The sequence below is a fragment of the Roseomonas alba genome, assembly GCF_019430885.1.
Classification (GTDB): Bacteria; Pseudomonadota; Alphaproteobacteria; order Acetobacterales; family Acetobacteraceae; genus Neoroseomonas; species Neoroseomonas alba.
In genome coordinates this window covers 212741-237923 of sequence record NZ_JAHYBZ010000004.1, presented here as the reverse complement: position 1 = coordinate 237923, position 25183 = coordinate 212741, and the positions used below count along the sequence as shown (strand labels likewise).

25 protein-coding genes are annotated in these 25183 nt (G+C 69.3%); 19 read left to right on the top strand and 6 right to left on the bottom strand.

All coding sequences use genetic code 11. The features are described from left to right. Positions 1 to 3: 3 nt before the first annotated feature. Positions 4 to 318 (top strand): hypothetical protein, encoded by a 315-nt coding sequence (locus tag KPL78_RS12855; RefSeq protein WP_219763362.1) that lies wholly within the window; start codon positions 4 to 6, stop codon positions 316 to 318. Between the two features lie 36 nt (positions 319 to 354). Here the strand turns inward: KPL78_RS12855 and KPL78_RS12850 are convergent, their stop codons facing one another. The 3 genes from KPL78_RS12850 to fahA all read right to left on the bottom strand — a co-directional run bounded on the left by KPL78_RS12850 (position 355) and on the right by fahA (position 3480). Beyond that, positions 355 to 1296 (bottom strand): tripartite tricarboxylate transporter substrate binding protein, encoded by a 942-nt coding sequence (locus tag KPL78_RS12850; RefSeq protein WP_219763361.1) that lies wholly within the window; start codon positions 1294 to 1296, stop codon positions 355 to 357. 5 nt (positions 1297 to 1301) lie between these two features. After that, on the bottom strand, positions 1302 to 2090 hold the full coding sequence (locus KPL78_RS12845) for a cyclase family protein (protein ID WP_219763360.1): 789 nt from the start codon (positions 2088 to 2090) through the stop codon (positions 1302 to 1304). 67 nt (positions 2091 to 2157) lie between these two features. Next, positions 2158 to 3480, bottom strand: a complete 1323-nt coding sequence (gene fahA / locus KPL78_RS12840) for a fumarylacetoacetase (RefSeq protein ID WP_219763359.1) — start codon at positions 3478 to 3480, stop codon at positions 2158 to 2160. Positions 3481 to 3522: 42 nt separating this feature from the next. Here fahA and KPL78_RS12835 point away from each other — a divergent pair, with 42 nt between their 5' ends. The 4 genes from KPL78_RS12835 to KPL78_RS12820 are packed head-to-tail and all read left to right on the top strand — an operon-like array spanning position 3523 to position 6563. Further along, complete coding sequence (locus KPL78_RS12835; protein ID WP_219763358.1) at positions 3523 to 4194, top strand: GntR family transcriptional regulator; 672 nt, start codon at positions 3523 to 3525, stop codon at positions 4192 to 4194. 55 nt (positions 4195 to 4249) lie between these two features. Next, positions 4250 to 5728, top strand: coding sequence for an NAD-dependent succinate-semialdehyde dehydrogenase (locus tag KPL78_RS12830; protein ID WP_219763357.1), 1479 nt, complete (start codon positions 4250 to 4252; stop codon positions 5726 to 5728). After that, positions 5725 to 6180: a MaoC family dehydratase gene (locus tag KPL78_RS12825; protein ID WP_219763356.1), complete on the top strand. Its 456-nt coding sequence runs from the start codon at positions 5725 to 5727 to the stop codon at positions 6178 to 6180. Before KPL78_RS12830 ends, KPL78_RS12825 begins: the two co-directional genes overlap by 4 nt. Beyond that, on the top strand, positions 6177 to 6563 hold the full coding sequence (locus KPL78_RS12820; RefSeq protein ID WP_219763355.1) for a VOC family protein: 387 nt from the start codon (positions 6177 to 6179) through the stop codon (positions 6561 to 6563). Before KPL78_RS12825 ends, KPL78_RS12820 begins: the two co-directional genes overlap by 4 nt. Here KPL78_RS12820 and KPL78_RS12815 read toward each other — a convergent pair. Then, positions 6509 to 7456 carry a tetratricopeptide repeat protein gene (locus KPL78_RS12815; RefSeq protein WP_219763354.1) on the bottom strand — a complete coding sequence of 316 codons (948 nt, stop codon included), beginning with the start codon at positions 7454 to 7456 and terminating at the stop codon, positions 6509 to 6511. The genes KPL78_RS12820 and KPL78_RS12815 overlap by 55 nt on opposite strands. A gap of 105 nt (positions 7457 to 7561) precedes the next feature. On the opposite strand from KPL78_RS12815, the gene gorA reads away from it, so the two are divergent. The 3 genes from gorA to KPL78_RS12800 are packed head-to-tail and all read left to right on the top strand — an operon-like array spanning position 7562 to position 10156. Beyond that, the gene (gorA, locus tag KPL78_RS12810; protein ID WP_219763353.1) at positions 7562 to 8944 is read left to right on the top strand and encodes a glutathione-disulfide reductase; all 1383 of its coding nucleotides are present in this window, start codon (positions 7562 to 7564) and stop codon (positions 8942 to 8944) included. 1 nt (position 8945) lies between these two features. Further along, a complete protein-coding gene (locus tag KPL78_RS12805; protein WP_219763352.1) occupies positions 8946 to 9434 on the top strand; it encodes an MFS transporter in 489 nt (162 codons plus the stop codon). Positions 9435 to 9448: 14 nt separating this feature from the next. Next, a complete protein-coding gene (locus KPL78_RS12800) occupies positions 9449 to 10156 on the top strand; it encodes an MFS transporter (protein ID WP_219763351.1) in 708 nt (235 codons plus the stop codon). Positions 10157 to 10476: 320 nt separating this feature from the next. Here KPL78_RS12800 and KPL78_RS12795 read toward each other — a convergent pair whose 3' ends face one another. Continuing rightward, the gene (locus KPL78_RS12795; RefSeq protein ID WP_219763350.1) at positions 10477 to 11370 is read right to left on the bottom strand and encodes a LysR family transcriptional regulator; all 894 of its coding nucleotides are present in this window, start codon (positions 11368 to 11370) and stop codon (positions 10477 to 10479) included. Between the two features lie 109 nt (positions 11371 to 11479). Here KPL78_RS12795 and KPL78_RS12790 point away from each other — a divergent pair, with 109 nt between their 5' ends. From KPL78_RS12790 to KPL78_RS12775, 4 genes are all read left to right on the top strand, one after another. Next, positions 11480 to 12574 (top strand): ABC transporter substrate-binding protein, encoded by a 1095-nt coding sequence (locus KPL78_RS12790; protein WP_219763349.1) that lies wholly within the window; start codon positions 11480 to 11482, stop codon positions 12572 to 12574. Between the two features lie 86 nt (positions 12575 to 12660). Next, positions 12661 to 13266 carry a DoxX family protein gene (locus tag KPL78_RS12785; RefSeq protein WP_219763348.1) on the top strand — a complete coding sequence of 202 codons (606 nt, stop codon included), beginning with the start codon at positions 12661 to 12663 and terminating at the stop codon, positions 13264 to 13266. 150 nt (positions 13267 to 13416) lie between these two features. Then, positions 13417 to 14325 carry a VOC family protein gene (locus KPL78_RS12780; RefSeq protein ID WP_255568947.1) on the top strand — a complete coding sequence of 303 codons (909 nt, stop codon included), beginning with the start codon at positions 13417 to 13419 and terminating at the stop codon, positions 14323 to 14325. 321 nt (positions 14326 to 14646) lie between these two features. Next, complete coding sequence (locus tag KPL78_RS12775; protein WP_219763347.1) at positions 14647 to 15993, top strand: LLM class flavin-dependent oxidoreductase; 1347 nt, start codon at positions 14647 to 14649, stop codon at positions 15991 to 15993. A 245-nt stretch (positions 15994 to 16238) separates the two neighbouring features. On the opposite strand, the gene KPL78_RS12770 is transcribed toward KPL78_RS12775, so the two are convergent. Then, positions 16239 to 17402, bottom strand: coding sequence for a serine hydrolase domain-containing protein (locus KPL78_RS12770; RefSeq protein ID WP_219763346.1), 1164 nt, complete (start codon positions 17400 to 17402; stop codon positions 16239 to 16241). A 122-nt stretch (positions 17403 to 17524) separates the two neighbouring features. Between KPL78_RS12770 and KPL78_RS12765 the strand changes: the two genes are divergently transcribed. From KPL78_RS12765 to gltX, 7 genes are all read left to right on the top strand, one after another. Next, complete coding sequence (locus KPL78_RS12765) at positions 17525 to 18904, top strand: class II 3-deoxy-7-phosphoheptulonate synthase (RefSeq protein ID WP_219763345.1); 1380 nt, start codon at positions 17525 to 17527, stop codon at positions 18902 to 18904. A gap of 89 nt (positions 18905 to 18993) precedes the next feature. Next, entirely contained in the window at positions 18994 to 20142 is a 1149-nt protein-coding gene (locus KPL78_RS12760; protein ID WP_219763696.1) for a beta/alpha barrel domain-containing protein, read from the top strand. A 51-nt stretch (positions 20143 to 20193) separates the two neighbouring features. Beyond that, a complete protein-coding gene (locus tag KPL78_RS12755) occupies positions 20194 to 21105 on the top strand; it encodes a DMT family transporter (RefSeq protein WP_219763344.1) in 912 nt (303 codons plus the stop codon). A gap of 34 nt (positions 21106 to 21139) precedes the next feature. Next, positions 21140 to 22810 carry an NAD+ synthase gene (locus tag KPL78_RS12750; protein WP_219763343.1) on the top strand — a complete coding sequence of 557 codons (1671 nt, stop codon included), beginning with the start codon at positions 21140 to 21142 and terminating at the stop codon, positions 22808 to 22810. After that, entirely contained in the window at positions 22807 to 23196 is a 390-nt protein-coding gene (locus tag KPL78_RS12745) for a hypothetical protein (protein ID WP_219763342.1), read from the top strand. Before KPL78_RS12750 ends, KPL78_RS12745 begins: the two co-directional genes overlap by 4 nt. Positions 23197 to 23524: 328 nt before the next feature. Beyond that, the gene (locus tag KPL78_RS12740) at positions 23525 to 23830 is read left to right on the top strand and encodes a hypothetical protein (RefSeq protein ID WP_219763341.1); all 306 of its coding nucleotides are present in this window, start codon (positions 23525 to 23527) and stop codon (positions 23828 to 23830) included. Continuing rightward, the gene (gene gltX, locus KPL78_RS12735) at positions 23827 to 25167 is read left to right on the top strand and encodes a glutamate--tRNA ligase (RefSeq protein WP_219763340.1); all 1341 of its coding nucleotides are present in this window, start codon (positions 23827 to 23829) and stop codon (positions 25165 to 25167) included. The genes KPL78_RS12740 and gltX overlap by 4 nt, the downstream gene beginning before the upstream one ends. Positions 25168 to 25183 lie beyond the last annotated feature (16 nt).

Below are 25183 nucleotides of genomic sequence, written 5' to 3'. Positions count from 1 at the left end.
GCGATGGAGGTGCATCTGGCGCCGGGCCAGCCGGCGCGGCTGACTGACGTGGACGATCTGCGGCGCTTCAGCGTGATCATGGCAGGTTCGCAGGAGGGCCTGGCGAGCCTGGCCGAGGCGCTGCATGGCATCGTGGCCTTCGAGGGGAGCGAGCACGCCTGGGTCTCGGTCGATTGGCTCGTCGAGACCTCGGGTCGGTCCGGTTCCGCCGAATGGCGCGATCAGTTCGCCGCGATGGTCGCCTATGCCCGGTCGAAGGGCTGGATGCGCACGGATCCCGAGGCGATCCGGGGGCATGTGGTCCGGCAGGCGGGATGAGGCGGGGAGCTCCGGCCCCCGCCCCCCTGGTGGGTCCTATTCCGGCTGGACGCCGAGTTCCCGCAGGATGCGCCCATAGGCCTCGTATTCGCTGTTCACCATGGCGGTGAAATCGGCGCGCGACATGAAGTTCACCGGCACCTTCCGCGTGGCCGCAACGCGGCGGAAGGTCTCGTCCTCCGTGCCGGTGCGGCAGGCCTCTTCCAGCAATGCCATCACCGGCTCAGGCGTGCCGCGCGGAGCGTAGATGCCGACCTGGCTGAGCTGCTGTGCGTCGATCCCCTGTTCGCGCGCGGTCGGCACGTTCGGGTAGTCTGGATGGCGGCGGGCGGAGAACACCGCGATCAGCCGCAGCCGATCCGCGTCGATCAGGCCGCTTGCCGAGGCGACGACGGCCGCCGAGAAGTCGAGGCGGCCGGCGAGCAGTTCGTTCAGGTGCGGCGGGTCGCCGCGGAAGGGGATATGGTTGAACTCCACCCCCGTCGCGCGCTGGATGCGGAAGACGCCGAGCTGCGGCAGCGAATTCGGCCCCGGGCTGCCATAGGTCAGCGACCGCTTGCGGCCTTCCTCGACCAGGTCGTTGAGGTTGCGGATGGGACTGTCGGCGCGCACCAGCACGCCGAGGACATTCTCGTTGGTGCCGCAGACCGGCTGGAAGCTCTCGGGGCCGATGCCGAGGTTGCGGACCATGTGCGGCTGCACGACGACCGGCGTGACCGGCGTCAGGCCGAGCGTGTAGCCGTCCGGCGCGCTCTGCGCGACGAAGCGCATGCCGACCACGCCGGAACCGCCGTCGCGGTTCATCAGCACCACCGGCTGACCCATCATGCGCGTCATGTGCTCGCCGAGGGCGCGGCCATAGGAATCCGACGCGCTGCCGGGCGCATAGGGCAGCACGATGGTAATCGGGCGATCGGGGAAATCCGCCTTGGCCGCGATGGGGGCGAGCAAGGCGAGAGCGAGAAGGGCGCGACGCATCGGGGTCACTCCTCGATGATCGCGACGGCGCGGGTCCAGCCCGCCGAGCCGCGATAAACCTTCACGGGGAAGCAGGCGACCATGAATCCATCGAGTGGGAGCTGGTCGAGGTTCGACAGCTTCTCCAGGTGGCAGTAGCCGATCTCGCGCCCGGCACGGTGGCCTTCCCAGATCAGCGAGGCGTCGCCGGTCTCCTCGACCTTCTTCTTCGTGAGGGAGAAGGGCGCATCCCAGGACCAGCCATCGGTGCCGGTGACGCGCACGCCCTGTTCGAGCAGCCACAGCGTCGCCGCCTTGCCCATGCCGCAGCCGGAGTGGATGTAGTCGTCCTGCCCGTAGCGTGCGGCGGCCGCCGTGTTCACGACGACGATCTCGAGCGGCTTCAGCGTGTGCCCGATGCGCTTCAGCTCCGCCTGCACATCGGCGGGCGTCGCGACATAGCCATGGTCGAAATGCCGGAAGTCGAGCTTCACCGCGGGCTGGAAGCACCAGTCGAGCGGCACCTCGTCGATGCGCCAGGACGGTTCGCCGCCGGGCACCGTGCGCTCGTTCATGCGGGAGAAGAAGTGATAGGGCGCATCGAGATGCGTGCCGTTATGCGTGCTGATGCGCACGCGCTCGACGGCGGCGTATTCGCCTTCGGGCAGCTGATCGACGCTGATGCCGAATTCCTGCGCGATGGCGGGCGCGGTCATCTTGTGGTCGTGATACTCGATCTCCGGCAGCATGCGCGGCGGGTCGGAGGCGATGCCCGCCTTCAGAGCGACCGAGATGTCGATGAGCCTTCGTGCCATGGGACGTTTCCTCTTGGGGCGGTAGCGTGCGCGGGCCTGCCCTGGTGGCCATGCGCGGGGTTTTGGATCAGGCAGGCCAGGCGATGGCGGGCTGCAGCACGCCGCGGCATTCGCCGAAGCCGATCGGGACGGCGCCCGGGGCCTCGGCACGGCCGCGGAAGACGATCTCGTCGCCATCCTCGATCCAGCGGCGGGTCTCCCCGGTGGGCAGGGTGACGGCGCCGGTCTGGTTGATCTCGGCGAGGCAGGCGCGCGCGATCTCTTCGGGCCCCGAGACGGTGCCGCTGCCGAGCAGGTCGCCGGACAGCAGGTTGCAGCCGTTGGAGGTGTGGTGCGCGACCATCGTCGCGGCCGTCCAGTACATGTCCGCGAACTGCGTGTCGGTCAGCAGGAAGGGCTCCATCCCCTCGGCGCGCATGCGCGCGGTGAGGATCGCCGCGGTCATGCGCACGGACAGCGCGCCGTTGGACCGGTTCCACGGACTGTCGAGATGGGGCAGGGCGGGTGGGTCCTGCACCGGCGCCGGCACCTCGAAGGGCGCAAGCGCCTCGGCCGTGACGATCCAGGGCGAGACGGAGGTGGAGACGGATTTGCCGAGGAAGGGGCCGAGCGGCGGCATCTCCCAGCGCTGCACGTCGCGCACGGACCAGTCGTTCAGCAGCCCGTAGCCGAAGATGCGGTCGGGCGCGGCGGACATCGGCACGGGCGCGCCGAGCGCGTTGTCGCCGGCGATCCAGATCGCCATTTCCAGCTCGTAGTCCATCGCCTCGGTCGGGCCGAACTGCATGGTGCCGTCCTGGCGGCGCCATTGGCCGTGGGGGCGGATGACCGCCTCGCCCGAGACGCGCACGGACGACGCGCGGGAATGGTAGGCGACGGGCAATTGCCGGAAGGCCGGCGGCAGCGGGTTCTCGGGATCGCGCCGGCGGCCGGATCGCAGGCAATGGTCGTAGCTGACCATGAAATCGGAGAAGTTGCGGATCGTCGCCGGCAGGTGCATGCGCGCCGCGGCCATCGGCACCAGCAGCGCGTCCGCCTGCGCCTGGGCGGGTGATCCCTGAGTCAGCAGGGCCGAGACTTCCGCGCGCAGCGCCGCCGAAGCCGCCCGGCCTTGGGCCATGAGCGCAGCGAGCGAAGACTCCGTCACTGCGCGATGGGTCACCAGCCCCGCGGCGAAGGCGGCGGACAGGTCGAGCACGGCATCACCGATCGCCACGCCGCAGCGCGGATCCGTGCCGTCGGTGCTGAACACGCCCAGCGGCAGGTTCTGGATGGGGAAATCCGTCTCAGACGTGTTCGCCGAGGCGACCCAGCTCTTTCGCGCAGGGTCATGGGTGGCATCGCGCTGGGCCAATGGACGCTCCGTTCGCTCCCGAATGCTGTCGATCATGCGCAGCTTGATCGAGATGGCAACCCAAAATATATTTTCTGGATGAACACAGAACCGGCGACCGCCGTCGAGGCCGCGACCCACCGCCTGCGGGAGGAGATCGTCGCCGGCGCCCTGCCGCCCGATGCGCGCCTGCGGCTGCGGGACCTGACGGCGCGCTTCGGCTACGGCGCGACGCCGCTGCGGGAGGCGCTGTCGCGCCTCGCCGCCGAGGGCTTCGTCGTCTTCGAGGGGCAGAAGGGCTTCTCGGTCCCGCCGGTCACCCGGACGCATCTGCTCGACATCACGCGGTCGCGGCAGATCGTGGAGCCGGAGGCGCTGCGCCTGGCCATGGAGCACGGCGACGCAGCCTGGGAGGACGAGATCGTCGCCAGCCTGTCCCTGATGCGACGGGAGATCGAACGGCGCCGTCCCGAGCCCGGCTGGCTCGATGTCTATGAGGCGAAGCACCACCGCTTCCATCGGGCGCTGATTGCGGCCTGCCCGCTGATCGCGCTGCGCGCCTTCTGCGACGAGCTCTACATGCAGACCACCCGCTATCGCCGCCTGATGAAGAGCGCGATGGAGGATTGGCCGCGCAGTTCCGCCGCGCATCAGGCGCTGGGCGATGCGGTGCTGGCCCGTGACGCGGCGGCCCTGCAGGGGCTGCGGGACCACATCGGCACCACCGCGACCCGGGTGCTCGCGATGCTGGGAGAAGCCCCGGCATCCTGACAGCGGCGGGTAGCGGTCCTATCTTCCGGCCACACCCCGGAGGAAAGGGACCGCCATGCTCGACGTCACCGCCAAAGTTCCGCTCAAGGATCCCGATCTCTTCCGTCAGGCCAACTACATCGACGGCAAATGGGTGCAGGCCGACAGCGGCAAGATGCTGGCCGTGCGCAACCCCGCGACCGGTGAGGTGATCGGCCAGGTCCCCGCCCTGTCCGGGGTGGAGACGCGCCGCGCCATCGAGGCCGCGAACGCCGCCTGGCCGGCCTGGCGCGCGATGCTGGCGAAGGACCGCGCGGTTATCCTGCACAAGCTCGCCGCGCTGATGCATGAGAATGCAGACGACCTCGCCGCCATCATGACGGCCGAGCAGGGCAAGCCGCTCGCGGAGTCGAAGGGCGAGGTGGTCTATGCCGCGTCCTTCATCGAGTGGTTCGCGGATGAAGGCCGCCGCGTCTATGGCGATACCATCCCGCAGAACGCCAAGGGCCGGCGCATCATCGTGACGAAGGAGCCGATCGGCGTCTTCGCGGCGATCACGCCGTGGAACTTCCCGAGCGCGATGATTACCCGCAAGGCCGGTCCGGGCTGGGCCGCGGGCTGCACGGGCGTGATCCGGCCGGCCTCGCAGACGCCGTTCAGCGCGCTCGCGATCGCCGTGCTCGCCGAGCGCGCGGGCATGCCGGCCGGCGTGTGCAACGTCATCACCGGGCCTTCCGGCGAGACGGGCAAGGAGCTCACCTCCAACCCGATCGTGCGCAAGCTGTCCTTCACGGGGTCGACCGAGGTCGGGCGCGTGCTGCTCGCGCAGTGTGCGGCGACGATCAAGAAGACCTCGATGGAGCTGGGTGGGAATGCGCCCTTCATCGTGTTCGACGATGCGGATCTGGATCAGGCTGTCCTCGGCGCGATGGCGTCGAAGTATCGCAACACCGGACAGACCTGCGTCTGCGCCAACCGCATCCTGGTGCAGGACGGTGTCTATGACGCCTTCGCCGCCAAGCTGAAGGCGGCGGTGGAGACGCTCAAGGTCGGCAACGGCATGGAACCGGGCGTGACGCAGGGCCCGTTGATCAACGCGGAGGCCGTGGCGAAGGTTGAGGAGCACATCGCCGATGCGCTGGCCAAGGGTGCGAAGGTCGTCACCGGCGGCAAGCGGCTCGGCAACACCGGCAATTTCTTCGAGCCGACGGTGCTCGCGAATGTCGCGCATGACGCGCTCATCTTCCGCGAGGAAACCTTCGGCCCGGTCGCGCCGCTGTTCCGTTTCAAGACGGAAGAGGAGGCCATCCAGCTCGCCAACGACACCGAGTTCGGCCTCGCTTCCTATTTCTACGCGCGCGACGTCGGCCGCATCTTCCGCGTCGCCGAGGCCCTGGAATACGGCATCGTCGGCATCAACGAAGGCATCATCTCGACGGCCGAGGTGCCCTTCGGCGGCTTCAAGCAGTCCGGCCTGGGCCGTGAGGGCAGCCATCTCGGGATCGAGGAATATCTCGAGGTGAAGTATCTCGCCCTCGGCGGCATCGGGACGTGAAGGACCCGCTCTACCTCGAGGACCTGACCCCGGGCCGGCGTTTCACCGCCGGCCCGGTGACGATCACCGAGGCGGAGATCATCGCCTTCGCCAGCCGCTACGATCCGCAGCCCTTCCACACGGACCCGGCGGCGGCGGCGACGCATCCGCTGTTCCAGGGCCTCGCGGCGAGCGGCTGGCACACGGCGGCGCTGACCATGCCCATGGTGGTCGAGGCGGTGGGACACATCGCCGGCGGCATCATCGGCGGGGGTGGGGATCTGCAATGGCCGCGCCCGGTGCGACCGGGCGACAGCCTCTCGCTGGAAATCGAGGTGCTGGAGGCGGCGCCGTCGCGATCCCGGCCTGACCGCGGTTCGGCGCTGGTGCGCAACCGGACCCTGAACCAGAAGGGCGAGGAGGTGCAGGTCTTCACCGTGCGCATCGTCGTGCCACGAAGGCCCGCGCCATGAAGCTGGGATATGTCATCCATTACGTGCCGGATGTGGCGGCGACGGTCGCCTTCTACACGGCGGCTTTCGGGTTCGCGCAGCGTTTCGCCGCCGATGACGGCAGCTATGCCGAGATGGAGACGGGCGCGACGGCCCTGGCCTTCGCGGCTGAATCGCTGATCGAGGACCAGGGCGCGGTCTTCCGCCACACGCGTCCGGCCGATGCGCCGCCGGCGGTGGAGATCGGCCTGGTGACGGAGGATGTGCGCGGCGCCTATGCGAAAGCGGTGGCAGCCGGCGCCGTGCCCCTGATGCCGCCCAAACAGAAACCCTGGGGCCAGCTTGTCGGCTATGTCCGTGATATCAACGGCGCTCTGGTGGAACTCTGCTCGCCCATGGGCTGACCGTCGTGCCCGGCGCCAGGTGATGGTTTCCAAAGGCCGTGGGCCGATGGGCTCCCATGCGCGTTGCCGGCAACGCGCATGGGTTCCCTTGGTGGGTGAGGTTCGGTGAGGGCAAAGCCCTCCCTGATCTCCGCGGCGATAGCTTGCAGCTCCGGTTCCGGTCGCGCCGCCAGCTTCTCGGCCATGCCGCGTCGGAAGGTGTCGTGCGCCACGCGCGCGGCCTCGCGGAACCAGTGGGCTGCGTCCTCGATCTGCCCGCGCGCGGTCAGCAGCACACCCAGGTTGAACTGGCCGCGGAAGTCGCCGCGCTCGGCGGAGACGGCGTAGAGCTGCGCCGCGCGCTGCGGATCGCGCGGGACGACCCAGCCTTCCTCGTAGAAGCGCGCGACCATGTTGATCGACTTGGCGTGACCCTGGGCGGCGGCGGCGTGGTACCAGCGCAGGGCCTCGGCGCGGTCCTCGGCGATGCCGTCGCCGCGCAGCAGCATGTTGGCGAAATTGTACTGCCCCCAGTCGAATCCGGCCTCGGCCGAGGCGCGGAACCACCGCACCGCCTCGGCGTAGTCTACCGGCAGGCCCCAGCCATTCTCATGGCAGCGGCCGAGCATGTTCATGGCTTCCCGGTCGCCCGCCTGGACGGCCGAACGGAACCATTCGACGGCTGCCACCTGGTCGCGCGGGACACCACCGACCGCGTCCAGCAGGTATTGGCCCCACAGCATCTGCGCGCGGACATGGCCGAGCTTGGCCGCGGCCTCGATCCAGGGGGCGGCCTGGTCGGGTGGAGCGGCGAAGGCGGCGGCGAGGGCTTCGGGGCTCGTCGCCCGGATCGTGGCGGGGGATATGACCGGACGGATGGGCCGGGGCGGGCGGGACGGACGGCGGCGGAACATGGTCGGCGGATATAGCAAATGAGACTTATTCGCAAATATCGCATGGTTGGCACCTGCCACCCGAACGCCCAGATTGCACGCCGAATGACTTGAGGAGCGCGACCCATGGCCGCCTACGACTTCGATCTTTTCGTCATTGGCGGCGGTTCGGCCGGGGTGCGGCTGGGCCGCATCGCGGCGGGGCATGGCGCCCGCGTCGCGGTGGCCGAGGAACGCTTCTGGGGCGGCACCTGCGTCAATGTCGGCTGCGTGCCCAAGAAGATCATGGTCAATGCCGCCGAGTACGGCGCCTGGGCGGAAGATGCGGCAGCCTTCGGCTGGGACATGGAGGTCCATGGCCATGACTGGGGCAAGCTCGCCGCCGCGCGGGATGCCGAGGTGGCGCGGCTGTCGGGCATCTACGGGAAGCTGCTCGCCGGAGCAGGGGTGACCAGCTTCGATGCGCGGGCGACCTTCGTCGATGCGCATACGCTCGATGTCGGGGGGCAGCGCGTGACCGCCGAACGCATCGTCATCGCGACGGGTGGGACGCCGCATCGACTCGACATCCCGGGGGCGGAACTCGGCCTGGTGTCCGACGACCTGTTCACGCTGAAGGAATTGCCGAAGCGGGCGGTAGTGCTGGGGTCGGGCTATATCGCGGTGGAATTCGCGACGATCCTGCGCGGCCTCGGCGCCGAGGTGGACCTGGTCTATCGCGCGCCTCTGCCGCTGCGCGGCTTCGACGAGGATATCCGCGCCGCGGCGGCCGAGGCGCTCGCCGCCCAGGGCATCCGCCTGAACTCGGACGTCACGCCGACGCGTATCGCGCGGATGGGGGAGACGCTGGTCGTCTCCCAGGGAGACCTGTTCATGCGGGAGGCCGATGCGGTCTTCTTCTGCACCGGCCGCGTGCCGAACACTGCGGGTCTCGGCCTGGACAAGGCGGGCGTCGAGACGACGCGCGGCGGCGCGGTCGTGGTGGATGACGAACACCGCACCAATGTCCCGCACATCTACGCCATCGGCGACGTGATCGATCGGGTGAATCTGACACCGATGGCGACCGCGGTCGGCCACGCGCTGGCCGACACGCTGTTCGGCAAGAACCCGCGCAAGGCGTCCTATGAGAACGTGCCGACCGCGGTCTTCATGTCGCCGCCCATTGCCACCGTCGGCCTGACGGAGGCCGAAGCCGCCGAGCGCGGCCCCGTCGACGTCTATGTCGCGCATTTCACGCCGATGCGGCACACCATCAGCAAGCGGCAGGGGCGCAAATCCCTGATGAAGCTGGTGGTCTGCCAGCACACGCAGAAGATCCTCGGCGCCCACATGCTGGGCGAGGATTCGGCCGAGATCATGCAGGGCATCGGCATTGCGGTGGTGATGGGCGCGACCAAGCAGGATTTCGACCGCACCATCGGCATCCACCCCACCGCGGCCGAGGAATTCGTCACGCTGCGCACCCGCACGCGGGTCGCCGGCGTCACCGCCGCGGCGGCGCAGTAGCATGGCGCCCGCGGCGCGGCTGACCGTCCTCTTCGCCGCGTCCGGGCATTTCCTGCATCACGTGCTGACCGGCGTCTTCCTGACGCTGGCGGTAATCCTCGAACGGGTCTGGGACCGGCCCTATGCGGAGATCATCACGCTCTGGACCGTGGGCGCGATGCTGATCGGGCTTGGGGCGCCGGCGGCGGGGTGGCTGGCGGACCGTTTCGGCCATGCGCGGATGATGGCGGTGTTCTACCTGGGCATCGGGGCGTCGGCTGTCGGGGCGGGGCTGGTGAATGGGCCGGCGGGAATGGGGGTGGCGCTGGGGGCCATCGGGCTGTTTGGGGCGATCTACCATCCGGTGGCGCTGGCCTGGGCCACCATGGCTGTGCCGGCGGCCGTCCGCGGGCGGGTGATGGGCTGGATCGGCATCGCGGGGTCGATCGGCGTGGCGCTGGCGGCGGTGATCGCGGGTGGTCTCGCCGAGCTGGCTGGCGCGCGGCGCTGATCGCGCCGGGGCTGGTGACGATCGCGGTGGGCGTGCTGCTCGCGGCGGCCATTGCCGGCGGGCAGGTCGCCGGGTCGCCGGATCATGCACGGCATGCGGGGCATGGCGCGGCGGTGGCCGATATCCGCGCACCCTTCGGGGTGCTGGTGGTGCTGGCGGTGACCTTCTCGCTGGGGTCCATCGTCTATGCGGCCTTCTCGACCGCCCTGCCCAAATGGCTGAGCGACACGCTGGCGCTCGATGTCCGGGAATCCGCGCAGCTCGGGCTGGTGGTAGGGGCGACGCTACTGGCCGGCAGCGTCGGGCAGCTTGTCGGTGGGCGGCTGGCGGATCGGCTGCCCTTCAAATGGCTCTATGTCGGCACCTTCGCACTGAAATTCGTGCCCCTGGCGCTGGCCGGGGCGATCGGTGGTCCGGCGGCGGTGATCGCCGCGGCAGTGATCGGCTTCACCTTCGACATGTCGGCCCCGGTCGAGAACCTTCTGCTCGCGCGCTACTCTTCCGGCCGGCGGCGCGGCCTGGCCTTCGGGATGAAGTTCGCGATGGGCTTCGCCGCGACGCCGCTGGGGGTGAACCTGGTCGCCTGGGCCTATGCCGATGACACGGCTGGGGCAGGGGTGCTGTTCGGCATCCTGGCGGTGCTGACGGCGGCGATGCTCTGCGCCGCGCTGCTGCTGCCGCGGGAAGGCGCCCCAGTGCGACAGGTGGCGGTGGCCGAATAGGACGGGCGGTGCGGCACGCCGGGGAGGGGCTTTGCCCCTCCCCGGACCCCGTGCCACCAAAGGCCGAAGGGCCTTTGGAAACCAATGCTTGGCGCAGGACGGGTCGGGCGATCGGCCGTATCGGGGCGGGCGCCTTGCCGGGGGCTCCAGATCGCTTCTTGGCACCGGGCGCCAACCGTATTGTCCGGCTGCACAGGTCCCTGGCGCCCAGCATCAAATGGAGGTTTCCAAAGGCCTTTCGGCCTTCGGCGGGGTGAGGTTTGGAGGGGGCAGCGCCCCTTTCCAAAGGCGCTCCGGACAAGGTCGTCGTCGACCCGGCGTCAGCGCGCGTCGCGATACGCCTCCGCCAGGAAATCGAGCATCCGCCTGAGCTTGACCGGCATCATCCGTGTCGCCGGGAAGACCGCATGAAGGTCGATCCGCCGCGGTTCCCGATCCGCCATGACGGTGACGAGCCGCCCTTCCCGCAGCGCCTCCTGCACGATGAAGGTCGGTTGCAGGATGATCCCCTGTCCGGCCAGCGCGGCCGCCAGCAAGGCATCGCCATTGTTCGTCGCGAGGTTCCCCCGCACCGGGATCAGCCGGCGCTGTCCGTCGATGTCCGGCAGCGTCCAGCCGTGCCTCTGGCCCGAGAGCAGGTAGCGCAGGCAGTTGTGCTGCCGCAGATCCTCCAGCGTGGTTGGCGTGCCGTGGCGCGCGAGATAATCCGGCGAGGCGCAGAGGATGACCGGGAATCGGGCAAGCCGGCGGACGGCCAGGCTGCCATCCGTGACCTCGCCGATGCGCAAGGCCAGGTCGAAGCCTTCCTCGATCAGATCCACCTGGCGGTCATTGAGCATCAGCTCGACCTGCAGTTCCGGATACTCGGTCGAGAAGCGCGCCAGCACCGGTGCCAGGCTGCGCGTCGAGAAGGAGACCGGCGCGCTGATCTTCAGCGTGCCATGGAGCGCGGTGCGGAACTCGGCGGCGTGGTCGGCGGCGTCCTGCAATTGCTCGAGGGCCAAGCGCGCACGGTCGAAGAAGGCGGTGCCGGCTTCGGTCAGCGTCTGGCGGCGTGTGGTGCGCTGGAGCAGCCGGACGCCGAGCCGGCGTTCCAGCCCCTGGATGTGCCGGCTGACGGCCATGCGCGACAGGCCGAGATCTTCGGCGGCGGCAGCCTGGCTGCCCAGCTCGACCGTGCGGATGAAGGCGGTCAGCCCGTTCAGGCGCTCCATGGCGTTTTTATAACGTAATTCGATACTTTCTGTAAGCACCGGCCGCGATTGTTGTGACCGACGGCAGGTTCGATATCCGGCCCATCACCGGATTACCAGGATCGCACCAATGGCCGACGCCACCCCCATACCCCTGCATCGCCGCGGCCTGACGCGTTTGCTGGCCGCAGCGCCGGCCGTATTCGCCGCCGGGCGCGCGCTCGCCGATGCGACGCCCCAGCGCCCGGCGCCGGCGGTGGAGACGCGCAGCCTCGATGAGCTGCATCGCGCCGCCATGGCCGAGGGCGGTCAGCTTGTCGTCTATGCCGGTGGCGACGTCCCCAACGCCTATGCGGCCTGGGAAAACGCCTTCAAGGCGCGCTTCCCGGGCATGCAGATCCGCATCTTCGCGGACCTGTCGAAGTATCACGATGCGCGCATCGACCTGCAGCTCGCCCGCGGCCGGCTCGAAGCCGATGTCGCGATGCTGCAGACGCTGCGTGACTTCGATCGCTGGAAGGCCGACGGCAAGCTGCTGGCCTACAAGCCGCTCGACTGGGATGTGCTGTGGCCCGACACGCGCGATCCCGAGGGCGCCTTCCACTCCATCGGCTTCTTCGCCTTCAGCAACACCGTCAATGTCAACCAGATCGCGATGGATCAGGCGCCGCGTGATGCGCTCGATTTCCTCGACCCGAAGCTGAAGGGCAAGCTGGTCCTTACCTATCCGCACGATGATGACGCGGTGCTGTTCCAGTTCGACCGCATCGTCGGCCTGCATGGCTGGGACTACATGGACAGGCTGATGGCCCAGGATGTGATGTGGATTCGCGGCACCGTGCCCGCGCGCATCGCTGTCCAGCGTGGCGACCGTGCGGCGAGCTTCACCTCCTCCGGCCCGCTGGTGCACAACACCGCCACGCCGCTGCGCTTCCAGCTGCCGCGCAGCGAACCCTTCCTGAGCTGGCCGCAGACCGCCGCCATCCTCGCCGAGGCGCCGCACAAGGAAGCGGCGCGGCTGTTCCTCTCCTGGATGGCATCGCGCGACGCGACCATCGCCCGCACCGCGCAGTGGTCGGCGCGGCGCGACGTGCCGGGGCCGCAGGGGATCAACCCGATCTGGTCCTACAACACGGCACCGCTCGCCTTCCGCGTCTTCATGCAGGACCGCGCGCGAATCGAACGGCTGAAGACCCAGTTCGAACACATCATCGGCCCGGCCTAGGGCCCGAACCCGACCGGGGTGAGCGGCGTCTATCTCCTCGACGCCTGATCCCCGAAGGCGGGCACCGGGTCCGACGGATCAGCCCGGTGCCCGCGACCCCCCCTCTGCCGGGAACCGACACGATGAACCTGAGCACGCCGCGCGAGCGGCTTCTCCTCCCCTTCCTCGCCCCCTTCTACGAGGCCTTCGCGCAACCGCTCGCCTGGGTCGGCTTCCGCGTCCTGGTCGGCGGTCTGCTGGTCTATGAGGGCTTTCCCAAGATCATGGCGCCCTTCGCCCAGGTCGGCTTCGTCGAGATGCTCGGCTTCTATCCCGGCTGGCTGTGGTCCCCGCTGCTCGCCGCGATGCAGTTCTTCGGCGGCATCATGCTTGCGCTGGGCCTGGTCACGCGGCCGGTCGCCTTCGCGAATGCAGTGATGCTCGCTGTGACCTTCTGGTTCCACTACAGCCGCCCCTATGGCGACGCCTTCCTGACCGAAGCGGGGCTCGAGCTGCTGCGCAGTCGTGGGGCCGAGATCTTCACCCCGGCGGCGCTGCGGCGCCTGGCCGATGGCGGCGGAGCCTTCCTGCACCAGGTGCAGGGCAAGGCGGAGCTTCTGTCCATTGTCTGGACTGGCGGCGCGGCGTTCTTCGCCGCCTTCGGCGGAGGCCCGCTGTCCCTGGACCGCGCGCTGATGCGCAAGGAAATCTGACTGGCGGAGGCCGGAGCGCGCCGTTTGGCGCGTTTCCGGACGGGCCGCTCGCCCCATATCCTGCAGAACCACGACAAGGCCGGGAATCCTGTCAGCATGACCCGTCACCAGGGCTCCTCCGGGCGCCGTTGCCTCATGAGTCTAGCCGCCATGGCCACCCTGCCAGCCGCCGCCCGGGCCCAACAGGCCGGGCCCGACCTGCCCTTCGCCCTTCAGACGCCGATGCATTGCGGCGCGGTGTCGCTGCGCGTGCGCGACCTCGATCGCGTCGCCGACTACTACCGCGCGCTGCTGGGGCTCGAGGTGATGGACCGGACGCGCGACAGCATCGCCCTCGGCGCCGGTGGTGTCGCGCTGCTGCATCTGAACGCCCGCCCTGGCGCCCCCTATGAACCGCCCAACCAGGCAGGGCTCTTCCACACCGCCTTCCTGATGCCGACGCGCGGCGATCTCGCGCGCTGGGTCATGCATGTGGCGGCCGCGCGCATCCCGGTCACGGGCGCCTCGGACCATTCGGTCAGCGAGGCGATCTATCTCGACGACCCCGAGGGCAACGGCATCGAAGTCTATGGCGACCGTCCGCGCGAACGGTGGCAATGGTCGAACGGCGTGGTGACCATGGGCACCAATCGCCTCGACGTCGATGCGCTGCTGACGCTCGCCCGCGCCGATGGCGCACGATACCAGGGCGCGCCGGCGGGGCTGCGCGTCGGCCACGTGCATCTGCGCGTCGGCGACATTCCGCGCGGGCGCGGTTTCTATCGCGAGATGGTGGGCCTCGACCCGACGCGGGAACGGGCAGGGGCATCCTTCCTCTCCTCGGGCGGGTATCACCATCACGTCGCGATCAACACCTGGCAGAGCGCGGGCGCGGGTGCGCGCGATCTGCAGCGGACGGGGCTCGACTGGTTCTCGCTGACTGTCGCCGATCCGGCGCTGCTGGACGCGCAGGCCGCGCGGCTGGAGCGCGCCGGGGCGCGCGTGCGGCCGCTCGAGGGCGGTGGCATCGCGGCGGCCGATCCGTGGGGGACGACGCTGCGCCTGGTGCCGGCGGGCTGAGGCGATCTTCATGCCAGGGGGGGTGGAGACGTCTCTCCGCCGCTCCACCGGTGTCAGGACGGGCGGGCGCGGCGCGAGCGGTCCGCGTGAGCCTGCGCGCGGCGGAGGTGCGGGCAGAGGTGGAGATGATGCTTCGTCGCAGCGCGGCCTGCGGGGAATGGCCGTTCACGACGGCGCGCTTCCCGAGGCCGGCTTTTCCGAGCCGACGATCATTGTGGAAGCCTTGCCGGCTGCGTCTTGCAGCCGTCGCGGGCATGCCGATCTTGCTCCTCAAGACCGGTGCGCTGCCGTCCTCGGCCGCATCCCGCACAGGAGCATTTCATGCCCACCCAGCGTCGCCTGCATCTCGGCGCCTTCATGCGCCCCGTTTCCATCCATACCGGGGCCTGGCGCTACCCGGGCGCCTGGCCCGACGCGAACTTCTCCTTTCCGAAGCTGAAGCAGCTCATTCAGAAGCTCGAGGCGGGGAAGTTCGACGCCTTCTTCATGGCCGACCACCTCGCGCTGCTGAACATGCCGATCGAGGCGCTGCGGCGCAGCCACACCGTCACCTCCTTCGATCCGCTGACGCTGCTGCCGGCACTCGCCGCGGTCACCGAGCGCATCGGGCTGATCGCGACGGCGTCCACCACCTACAACGACGCCTATCACATCGCCCGGAAGTTCGCCTCGCTGGATCACATCTCGGAAGGGCGTGCCGGGTGGAATGTGGTGACCACGGCGAACCCGGATGCCGCGCAGAACTTCGGTCATGACGCGCACATGGCCCATGGCGAACGCTACAAGCGCGCGCGTGAATTCTACGAGGTCGTCACCGGTCTGTGGGACAGCTTCGCCGACGACGCCTTCATCCGCGATGCGGAGAGCGGGATCTTCTGGGACCCCGCGAAGATGCATGTGCTGAACCATGTCGGGCCGGAGCTGTCGGTGCGCGGGCCGCTCAACGTCGCGCGGCCGGTGCAGGGCTGGCCCGTCATCGTACAGGCCGGTGCCTCCGATGCCGGGCGCCAGCTTGCCGCCGAAACGGCCGAGATGGTCTTCGCCGCCGGCGGCCCGATCGCCGATGCGCAGGCCTTCTATGCCGATGTGAAGGGGCGCGCCGCGGCGGTCGGGCGCAACCCGGACCACATCAAGATCCTGCCCGGCGCGCTGGTCGTCGTCGGCGACACGGTCGAGGCAGCGAAGGAGAAGCGCGCGAAGCTCGACAGCCTGGTGCATTACGAGAGCGCGATCGGTTCCCTGTCGATCGCGCTTGGCGTCGATGCCCGCGCCTTCGACCCTGACGGCCCGCTGCCCGAGATCCCGGAGACCGAAGCGAGCAAGAGCGGCCGGGAACGGGCCATCGCCATCGCGCGGCGGGAGAACCTGACCGTGCGGCAGCTCGCCCAGCGGCTCGGCGGCTATGGCGGGGCGGCCATCGTCGGCACGGCGCAGACCATCGCGGACGAGATGCAGGAATGGCTCGAAACCCGCGCCTGCGACGGTTTCAACGTGATGTTCCCCTTCGTGCCGGCGGGGCTCGACGAATTCGTCGACCAGGTGGTGCCGGAACTGCAGCGGCGGGGGATCTTCCGCACGGATTACGAAGGTACGACGCTGCGCGAGCATCTCGGCCTGCCGCGGCCGGAGAACCGCTTCTTCAGCGCGGCGTCGCAGGCGGCGGAGTAAGGTCGGAGAGGGGCTTTGCCCCCCTCCAAACCTCCCCCCACCAAAGGCCGAAAGGCCTTTGGAAACCTCAACTTCGTGCCGGGCAGCAGGTTGCGCTGAACGTCGTAACACCCGCTGAGCGCCGGGCGCAGCGCGGCTATCCCGGTGCGTGAGCTTCTTTTCTGCCCAGCGCCAGGTATCGGTTTCCAAAGGCCCTGTGGCCTTTGGCGGGGTGGCTTGGAGGGGCAGAGCCCCTCCAATCGCCGTCAGTCCCCGTTCAGCGCCGCCTCGAATTCCCGATACAGCCCCACGGCCTTCGCATCGAAGAATGGCAGCACCTGGGACAGGAAGATCCCGGTCGTCCCCCGCCCGTGGTCGATCCAGTAGTAGGTGTTCGCCAGCCCTGCCCAGGCCAGTCCGCCCGCCGAGCGCCCCTGCGGCGTCGGGCGCCGGTTCACCAGGAAGGACAGCCCCCAGCCGCAGGACAGGCCGGGGAAGAAATCCGCGTCGTTGGTCGCCGCCGGCATGGCTGAGATCATCGGCTGCACGGACAGCGGCGCGATCTGGTCCTGGGCCATCATCGCGACGGTCTCGGGCTTCAGGAGGCGCTCGGACCCGTGCCGCCCGCCGTTCAGGATCATGCGGGCGAAGACCAGGTAGTCCTGAGCCGTGGAGTAGAGCCCGCCGCCGCCGCTTTCGAATTCCGGGTCCTGCTCGACGATCATGTCGATGGGGGTCAGGGCGCCGTCCGCGCCGCGGGCATGGATGGGGGCGACGCGCGCGCGCATGGCGTCGGTCAGGCGGAAGGCTGTGCTGGTCATGCCGAGGGGGGCGAAGATCGTCTGCGCGAAGTGCTCGCCGAGGGTCTGGCCGGTCGCGGCTTCGACCAACCGGCCGGCCCAATCCATGCCGATGCCATAGTGCCAGGCCTCGCCGGGATCGAAGAGCAGGGGGAGCATCAGCGCGGCGCGCTTGCCGGAGGGCATGGGCGGCAGGCCGAGCGCCTTGCGGGCCGCGATCGTCTCCCGGCTCCACATTTCGTAGGAAAAGCCGGAGGTGTGGGTCAGCAGGTGGCGCAGGGTCGGGGCGCGCTTCGGGGCGCGCAGGATGGGCTGGCCGGCGGCGTCGAAGCCGTCCAGGACCTGGATGTCGCGCAGCTCGGGCAGGAGTTCGGTGGCCGGGGTGTCCAGCGCCAGGCGCTTCGCCTCGATCAGGCGCATGGCGGCGACCGCGGTCACCGCCTTGGTCATGGAGGCGATCCAGACCACCGTGTCCGGGGTCATGGGTTCCGTGCCGCCCAGGCGCCGCACGCCGAAGCCCCGGGCGAAGCCGGCTTCTTCCCGGCCTGCGGCGGCGACCACCAGGCCGGCCAGCTCCCCGGCCTGGATCGCGCCCTGCATGCGCAGCGCGATCGCGTCACTTCCCTTCATCGGCGCTTCTCCCCATCTGGCCGGACATGGCCGCCTTGTCAGCCTCGCACGGCCGGGCCGCTTCCCCCAGCCCGCCGCACAAGGCTAAGGTGCGCGACTTTCATGGAGGAGAGTGCCAGACAATGACCGCGCGAGGCTGGAGCCCCGATTCCTGGCGGGCGATGCCGATCCGGCAGGTGCCGGACTACCCGGACCAGGCGGCGCTTGCCGCGATGGAAGGGAAGATCGCGCGATTTCCTCCGCTGGTTTTTGCAGGCGAGGCCCGGCGCCTCCGGGCGGCGCTTGCACGCGCCGGCGATGGTGAAGCCTTCGTCCTGCAGGGTGGGGATTGCGCCGAGAGCTTCGGCGACTTCACCGCCAACGTTATCCGCGACAGCTTCCGCGTGTTGCTGCAGATGGCCGTGGTGCTGACCTTCGGCGGGTCGGTGCCGGTGGTGAAGCTCGGCCGCATGGCCGGGCAGTTCGCCAAGCCGCGCTCCTCGGACACCGAGACGAAGGACGGCATCACGCTGCCCTCCTATCGTGGCGACATCATCAACGGGCCGGACTTCACGCCCGAGGCCCGTATACCCGACCCGTCGCGCATGGAATTCGCCTACATGCAGTCGGCAGGGACGATGAACCTGCTGCGCGCCTTCGCGACCGGCGGTTACGCGGACCTGCATCATGTGCATCGCTGGAACCTCGGCTTCGTGCAGCGCAGCCCGATGGGCGATCGCTATGCCGATCTCGCGACGCGCATCGACCAGACGCTGAACTTCATGGCCGCCTGCGGCATGTCGGACCTGCCGCAGGTCCATGAGACGGAATTCTACACCAGCCACGAAAGCCTGCTGCTGCCCTATGAGCAGGCGTTGACCCGCGTCGATTCCACCACAGGCGATGCCTATGCCTGTTCCGCCCACTTCCTGTGGATCGGCGACCGGACGCGGCAGCCGGAAGGCGCGCATGTGGAGTTCCTCCGCGGCGTGAAGAACCCGATCGGCATGAAGGTCGGCCCGTCCATGGAGGCCGAGGAACTGGTCCGCCTGACCGAGATCCTGAACCCGGCGAACGAGAAGGGGCGGCTGACCCTCATCTCCCGCATGGGGCATGACAAGGTCGAGGCGAAGCTCGCCCCGCTGGTGCGCGCGGTGGCGCGCGCCGGGCGCAACGTGGTGTGGCTGTGCGACCCGATGCACGGCAACACCACCACGGTGGGCGCGTACAAGACCCGGGCCTTCGATTCCATCCTCGGCGAGGTGCGCGGCTTCTTCGACGTGCATGAGGCCGAGGGCACCGTCGCCGGCGGCGTGCATGTCGAGATGACGGGGCAGGAAGTCACCGAATGCCTTGGCGGCGCGCATCGGCTGTCGGAAGCCGATCTCGCGGCGAACTACGCGACCTCCTGCGATCCGCGGCTGAATGCCGAGCAGTCCCTCGACCTCGCCTTCCTGATCGCCGAGGAGCTGAAGGCCCGCAAGGCGCGGATCCAGGCACCCCCGGCGCAGGCGGCCCAGTGAACAAGCCGCCGGCGCTCGGCGCGACCACCCTCGGCGCGGCGCTCGCTCCGGGGGTGAAGCGGCGGGCGGATCAGGCGCCGGCCGCCGGCGTGCCGCCCGAGGCCGATGCGCTGATCACGGCCTGGACGGATTCCTACTTCAACCGGACCAAGCAGATCGTCGCGCGGTTCGGGGATACGCGGGTGACCTATGCGGTCTTCCTGCGCCGGCCGGTGGTCTCGGCACCGCGGCTGATGCTGGACTGGCTGCGCGCGGTCGGTGCCGCGCGCGGCGCCGAATTCCAGATCGACCTGATGCATGAGGAAGGGCAGTGGGTCGGCGCGGGCGATCCGCTGCTCTACATCACCGGATCGCTGGTGGCGCTGTCGGACCTCGAGACGCTGCTGCTGCAGAAGCTGGGCGCGGCCTGTGTCGCCGCCCACAACGCTTATCAGATGTGCCTGGAGCTGCCGAATGTCGGCTTCCTGGCCATGGAGGCGCGGCACTGCGCCGGGGCCGAGATGCAGGAGATGATGGCCTATGCGGCCGCCGTCGGGTCGCGCGCGGCGCAGGCGGAGGGTGCCAAGGGCTTCATCGGCAATGCCAATGACGCGACGGCGCATTGGTTCGGCCAGAAATCCGGCTACGGGACCATGCCGCACGCCCTGATCGGCTATGCGGGGTCGACCGTCCGCGCAGCGGAGATGTTCCACGAAACCTATGCGACCGAGCCGCTGACCGTGCTGGTGGACTATTTCGGGCGGGAGGTGACGGATGGCCTCGCCGTCGCCCGCCGCTTTCCGGAACTGGCGGCCGAGGGGCGGCTGGCCATGCGGCTCGACACCCATGGCGGGCGGTTTCTCGAAGGGCTCGATCCGGCGGAATCCTATGCCGTGCTGGAACGCCACGCGCCGGGGGCGATCCGGCGCTACCGGTCCGAGACCGAGCTTCGCCACCTGGTCGGCACCGGGGTGTCCGCCGCCGCCGTGTGGAGCATGCGGGAGAAGCTGGATGCCGCCGGCTTCCCGAAGGTGCGCATCGTCGCCTCCTCCGGCTTCGGAGTGGGCAAGTGCCGCGTCATGGCCGAGGCCAAGGCGCCGATCGACGTGGTCGGCACGGGGTCCTTCATCCCCGATGCCTGGTCCGAGACCTACGCGACCGCGGATATCGTCGATTACGACGGCACGCCGCGCGTGAAGGTCGGCCGCGAATTCCTGCTGCGGCATGAGGAGCGGCGGAAGAAGAACGGCGGGGGCTGACGGCCGAGCCGCTGTTGACGCGTCGGTCCCGCCCCCTAGTCTGGGCGGGACATGGCCGAGACCTCGCGGGCCGCTGCGGCCATCCCCCACAGTGCCGAGGCGCGCGAGCGCCGCATCGGCTTCGCCTGCGCCTTCGGCGTCCTGTTCGTCTGGTCGGGCTTCCTGCTCAGCGCGCGGCTGTCGCCCTCGATCGGGCTGACGCCCTTCGACATGATGATGCTGCGCCATGTTGGGGCTTTCGCCGCGGCGCTGCCGATCCTCGCCTGGCGCGGCTGGCCACGCATGACGCTTCAGCGCGCGGCGGTGCTGACGGTCTTTGCCGGCTTCGGCTTTCCCTATGCGGCTTTCTTTGGCTTCTCCCAGGCGCCCGCGGCGCATGGGGCGGTGCTGCTGCCCGGGCTGCTGCCCTTCATCATCGCGGTGGTGTGGTGGGTGGCCTTCGGCGAGGCCTGGAGCAGGCGGCGCCTGGTCTGCCTCGTCCTGGTCGCGGCCGGGATCGCGCTGATCGCCTGGGATACCTTCGGCGCTTGGCCGGGGGCGTGGCGGGGGGATCTGGCGTTTCCGATCGGGGGGCTGTCCTGGGCGATCTACATGCTGTGCGTGCGGCGCTGGCGGCTGACGGCGCTGGATTCGACGCTGGCCGTCATGCTGCTCGGCGCGCCGGTGACGCTGCCGCTGTGGTGGGTGTTCGGGGGCGACACGCTCGTGGCCGCGCCGATCGGGCCGGTGATCTTCCAGACCCTGTATCAGGGGCTTTTCGCGGTCCTGCTGGCCGGTTTCCTGTTCACCCGGGCGATGAATGCCATCGGGGCGGCGACCACCAGCACCATCACCTCCCTGGTGCCGGGGATGACCGCGCTTGCCGCCTGGCCGCTGCTGGGGGAACCGTTGGGCGCGGCGGGGCTCGCCGGGCTGGCAGTGGTCACGGCCGGAATGGTGCTTGGCGTCGCGGCATCGCGTTGACCCCCCGAACCCGCATCCCTAGGTTCCGCCCATCATGGCCGACACGCTGAAGATCGCGCTTGCGCAGATCAACACCACCCATGTGGGGGCGCTCACAAAGAACGCCGACCGCATCCGCGCCGCCCGCGCCGAAGGGGCGCGCCTCGGCGCCGACCTGGTGGTGACGCCGGAATTCTCCGTCGGCGGCTACCTGCCCGAGGATCTGGTCCGCAAGCCGGCTTACGTCGCCGCCTGCGCCGAGGTCATCGCGGCCCTCGCCGCCGAGACCGCCGATGGTGGCCCGGCGCTCATCGTCGGCGGCCCCTGGCAGGATGGGGAGAAGCTGCACAACGCGGCCTTCCTGCTCGATGGCGGGAAGATCGTCGCGCGGCGGGCCAAGCACGAGCTGCCGAATTACGGCGTTTTCGACGAGAAGCGTGTCTTCGATGCCGGCCCGGTGCCGGGCCCGATCGCCTTCCGCGGCTTCCGGCTCGGCCTGATGGTCTGCGAGGATTGGTGGCTGCCCACCTGCGCCGAGACGCTGTGCGAGACAGGCGCGGAGATCCTGCTGTCGATCAACGGTTCGCCCTTCGAGGCGGACAAGCATGACCGACAGCGCCTGCCTTTGGCGGTGACGCGGGTGGTGGAGACGGGGCTGCCCTTCGTCTTCCTCGCCCAGGTGGGGGCGCAAGACGAGATCGTCTTCGACGGCGCCTCCTTCGTGCTGAACCCCGACCGGTCGCTCGCCGCGCTGCTGCCGTCCTTCGCCGAGGAAGTGCGGTTGACCGAATGGCACCGCGAGGGCGACCGCCTCGTCTGCAAGCCCGGCGCGGTGGTGCCGCCGCCGGAGACGCTCGGGCAGGTCTATGGCGCGATGACACTGGGCCTGCGGGATTATGTGAACAAGAACGGCTTCCCGGGCGTGGTGCTGGGCCTGTCGGGCGGCATCGATTCCGCGATCTCGGCCGCCGTCGCGGTCGATGCGCTGGGCGCGGACCGCGTGCGCTGCGTGATGATGCCCTCGCCCTACACCAGCCCGGAGAGCCTGGAGGATGCCGCGGAGTGCGCGCGGCTCCTCGGCATCCGCTACGATACCATCGGCATCGGCCCGGCGATGGACGCCTTCACCGGCATGCTCGCGCCGGTCTTCGGCAACCGCGCCCCCGACATCACGGAAGAGAACATCCAGTCGCGCATCCGCGGCGTCACGCTGATGGCGTTGTCGAACAAGTTCGGCGACATGCTGCTGACCACCGGCAACAAGTCCGAGATGTCGACCGGCTACGCCACCATCTATGGCGACATGGCCGGCGGCTATTCCGTGCTGAAGGATGTCTACAAGACCATGGTCTTCGCGCTGTGCCGCTGGCGCAACGCGCACTTCCCGGAAGGCGGCCTCGGCCCCGCCGGCGCCGTGATGCCCGAGCGTGTCATCACCAAGCCGCCCAGCGCCGAACTCCGCCCTGACCAGAAGGACCAGGACAGCCTGCCGCCCTACGAGGTGCTGGACGCCATCCTGGAAGCCCTGATCGAGGGCGAGAAATCCGTCGACGCCGTGGTCGCGGAAGGCTTCGACCGCCCGACCGTGCTGCGCGTGTGGAAGCTGCTCGACCGCGCGGAATACAAGCGCCGCCAGGCGCCGCCGGGGGTGAAGATCACCGCCCGCGCCTTCGGCCGTGACCGGCGCTATCCCATCACCAACGGCTTCACGGCGCTGATCCGATGAGCGAGGAATTCGAAGCCCAGGTCTTCCCCGAAGGCGAATTCGCGGTGCAAATCATGGACATGTCCGGCGCGAACGGCGACGAGCCGGTCGAGACCGTCAAGGGCTTCCTCAGCATCGAGCACGCCAACGCCTTCGCCCGCCGCTACGTGCGCGATTCCGTCGAACGCTGCCGCGCGCCGGGTGCGGACGCCAAGGCCGTGCTGGATGCCTGGTTCGCGTTTGGCGAGGACGCCGAGGTGTTGGGCGCCGGTGACGATGCCTGGGTCAGCCGCTCGGAACTGAAGGACTTCGCCGACAGCCCCGTGCGTGACGCGGAGGAACGCAACTGGCGCGTTCTCGATCCTCGGCACGACGAGGATGAGGACGACGAGGAGGACGAGGCGTGACGCGCCGACGGGCTCCTGGCCTTTCGCTGTGGAACCGAGAGGGGCTTTGCCCCTCTCGGACTCACCCCACCAAAGGCCACAGGGCCTTTGGAAACCGTCACTTGGCACCGTGCACCGCAGGCAGAATGGTGCCGAAGCCCGCCTTTGCGCACGAAGAGTGTTCGGAGGGGGCGGCGCGACCATGGCGCTTGGTGCCAATAGATTGCGTTCCAAGTGCTCCAAGCACTTGGCGGGGTGGTTTGGAGGGGCAGAGCCCCTCCAACTGCAACAGTGCAATCAGGCCGATGGTGTGGCTTGGAGGGACAACGCTTCTCCGATCGACTGCTCCATGACTCACACCGTCCTCTGCGGCGATTTCGCGCACTACCAGGACCCGGACGAGGAGTGGGAAGTCCCCGGCTTCCGCACGGCTGACGCCGCCACCGAATACGCCCGCCGCTTCGTGCGCGACCAGATCGAGGGCCTGCGCGGCGAATACGCCGATGCGGCGGAACTGCGCGAGGCGTATCTCTCCTTCGGCGAATACGCCATCGCGCCGGGCTTCGAATTGCAGGCCTGGCTAGACCACTGCATCGCCAATCCGGCCGCGCGCAAGGCCGACACCGACTATCAGGCGCTTGATCCGAACCGATGAAACTCCGCTTTGCTCCTTCGCCGACCGGGTTGCTGCATGTCGGCAATCTGCGCGCGGCGCTCGCCAACTGGCTCGTCGCGCGTCGCGATGGCGGGGCCTTCATCCTGCGCCTGGACGACACCGACCTCGAACGGTCGAAGCCCGAATATGCGGCGGCGATCGAGGAAGACCTGCATTGGCTCGGCCTCGATTGGGATGAGCGCGTGTCGCAGTCCGATCGGCTGGACCGCTACGCCGCTGCCGCCGAAACGCTGAAGGCGTCGGGGCGCCTCTATCCCTGCTTCGAGACGGAGGAGGAACTCGCCTACAAGCGCGAACGCCGCCGCCGCGAGGGCCGCCCCCCGGTCTATGACCGCGAGGCGCTGAAGATGACGCAGGAGCAGATCGACCGCGCGCTGGCGAATGGCAAGCAGCCCTATTGGCGGTTCAAGCTGTCGTCGCGGTCGGTGGCCTGGCGCGACCTGGTGCTGGGCGATCGCAGCGTGAAGCTCCAGGCGATCTCCGATCCCGTGCTGGTGCGGGCGGATGGGTCGCCGCTCTATACCTTCACCTCGGTCGTCGACGATCTGGAGATGGGCATCACGCACATCATCCGCGGCGAGGACCACGTCACCAACACCGGCATCCAGCTCGACCTGTTCGAGGCGCTGGGCGGGCATCCGAACAAGCTCGCCTTCGGGCACATGCCGCTGCTGACGGACCAGGATGGCGGGCCGCTGTCGAAGCGGCTGGGGTCGATCTCGCTGCGGCATCTGCGCAAGGACGGGATCGAGCCGGCGGCGCTGGTGGGCTACATGGCGGCACTCGGCACCTCGGCGGACCCTGTGCCGGGCATGCCGGCCGATCTGGCGCCGGGCTACGACATCACCCGCGTCTCCCATGCCACGGCGCGCTTCGATACGCGGCAATTGCTCGCGCTGAACCGGCGCGTGCTGCACGAGGCGTCCTTCGAGGACGTGCGCGACCGCCTGCCCGAGGAGGCCGACGAGGAATTCTGGCTCGCGGTGCGCGGCAACCTCGACCTGATGCGGGAGGCGCGGCCCTGGTTCGACATCGTGCGTGGCACCATCGTCCCGCCGGTGCTGGACGGGGAGGGGACCTTCCTGCGCGAGGCGCTCGCCGCCCTGCCGCCGGAACCCTGGCACGGCGACACCTGGCGCAACTGGACGGAGGCGCTGAAGATCGCCACCGGCCGCAAGGGCAAGGCGCTGTTCCTGCCCCTGCGCCTCGCCCTGACCGGGGAGGATCACGGGCCGGACCTCGCCACCCTGCTGCCGCTGATCGGGCGGGAGCGCGCGGCGCTGCGCCTGCGCCTGGCGGGCAGCGCCGAAGCGTAGGATCCGCGCTTGCCGG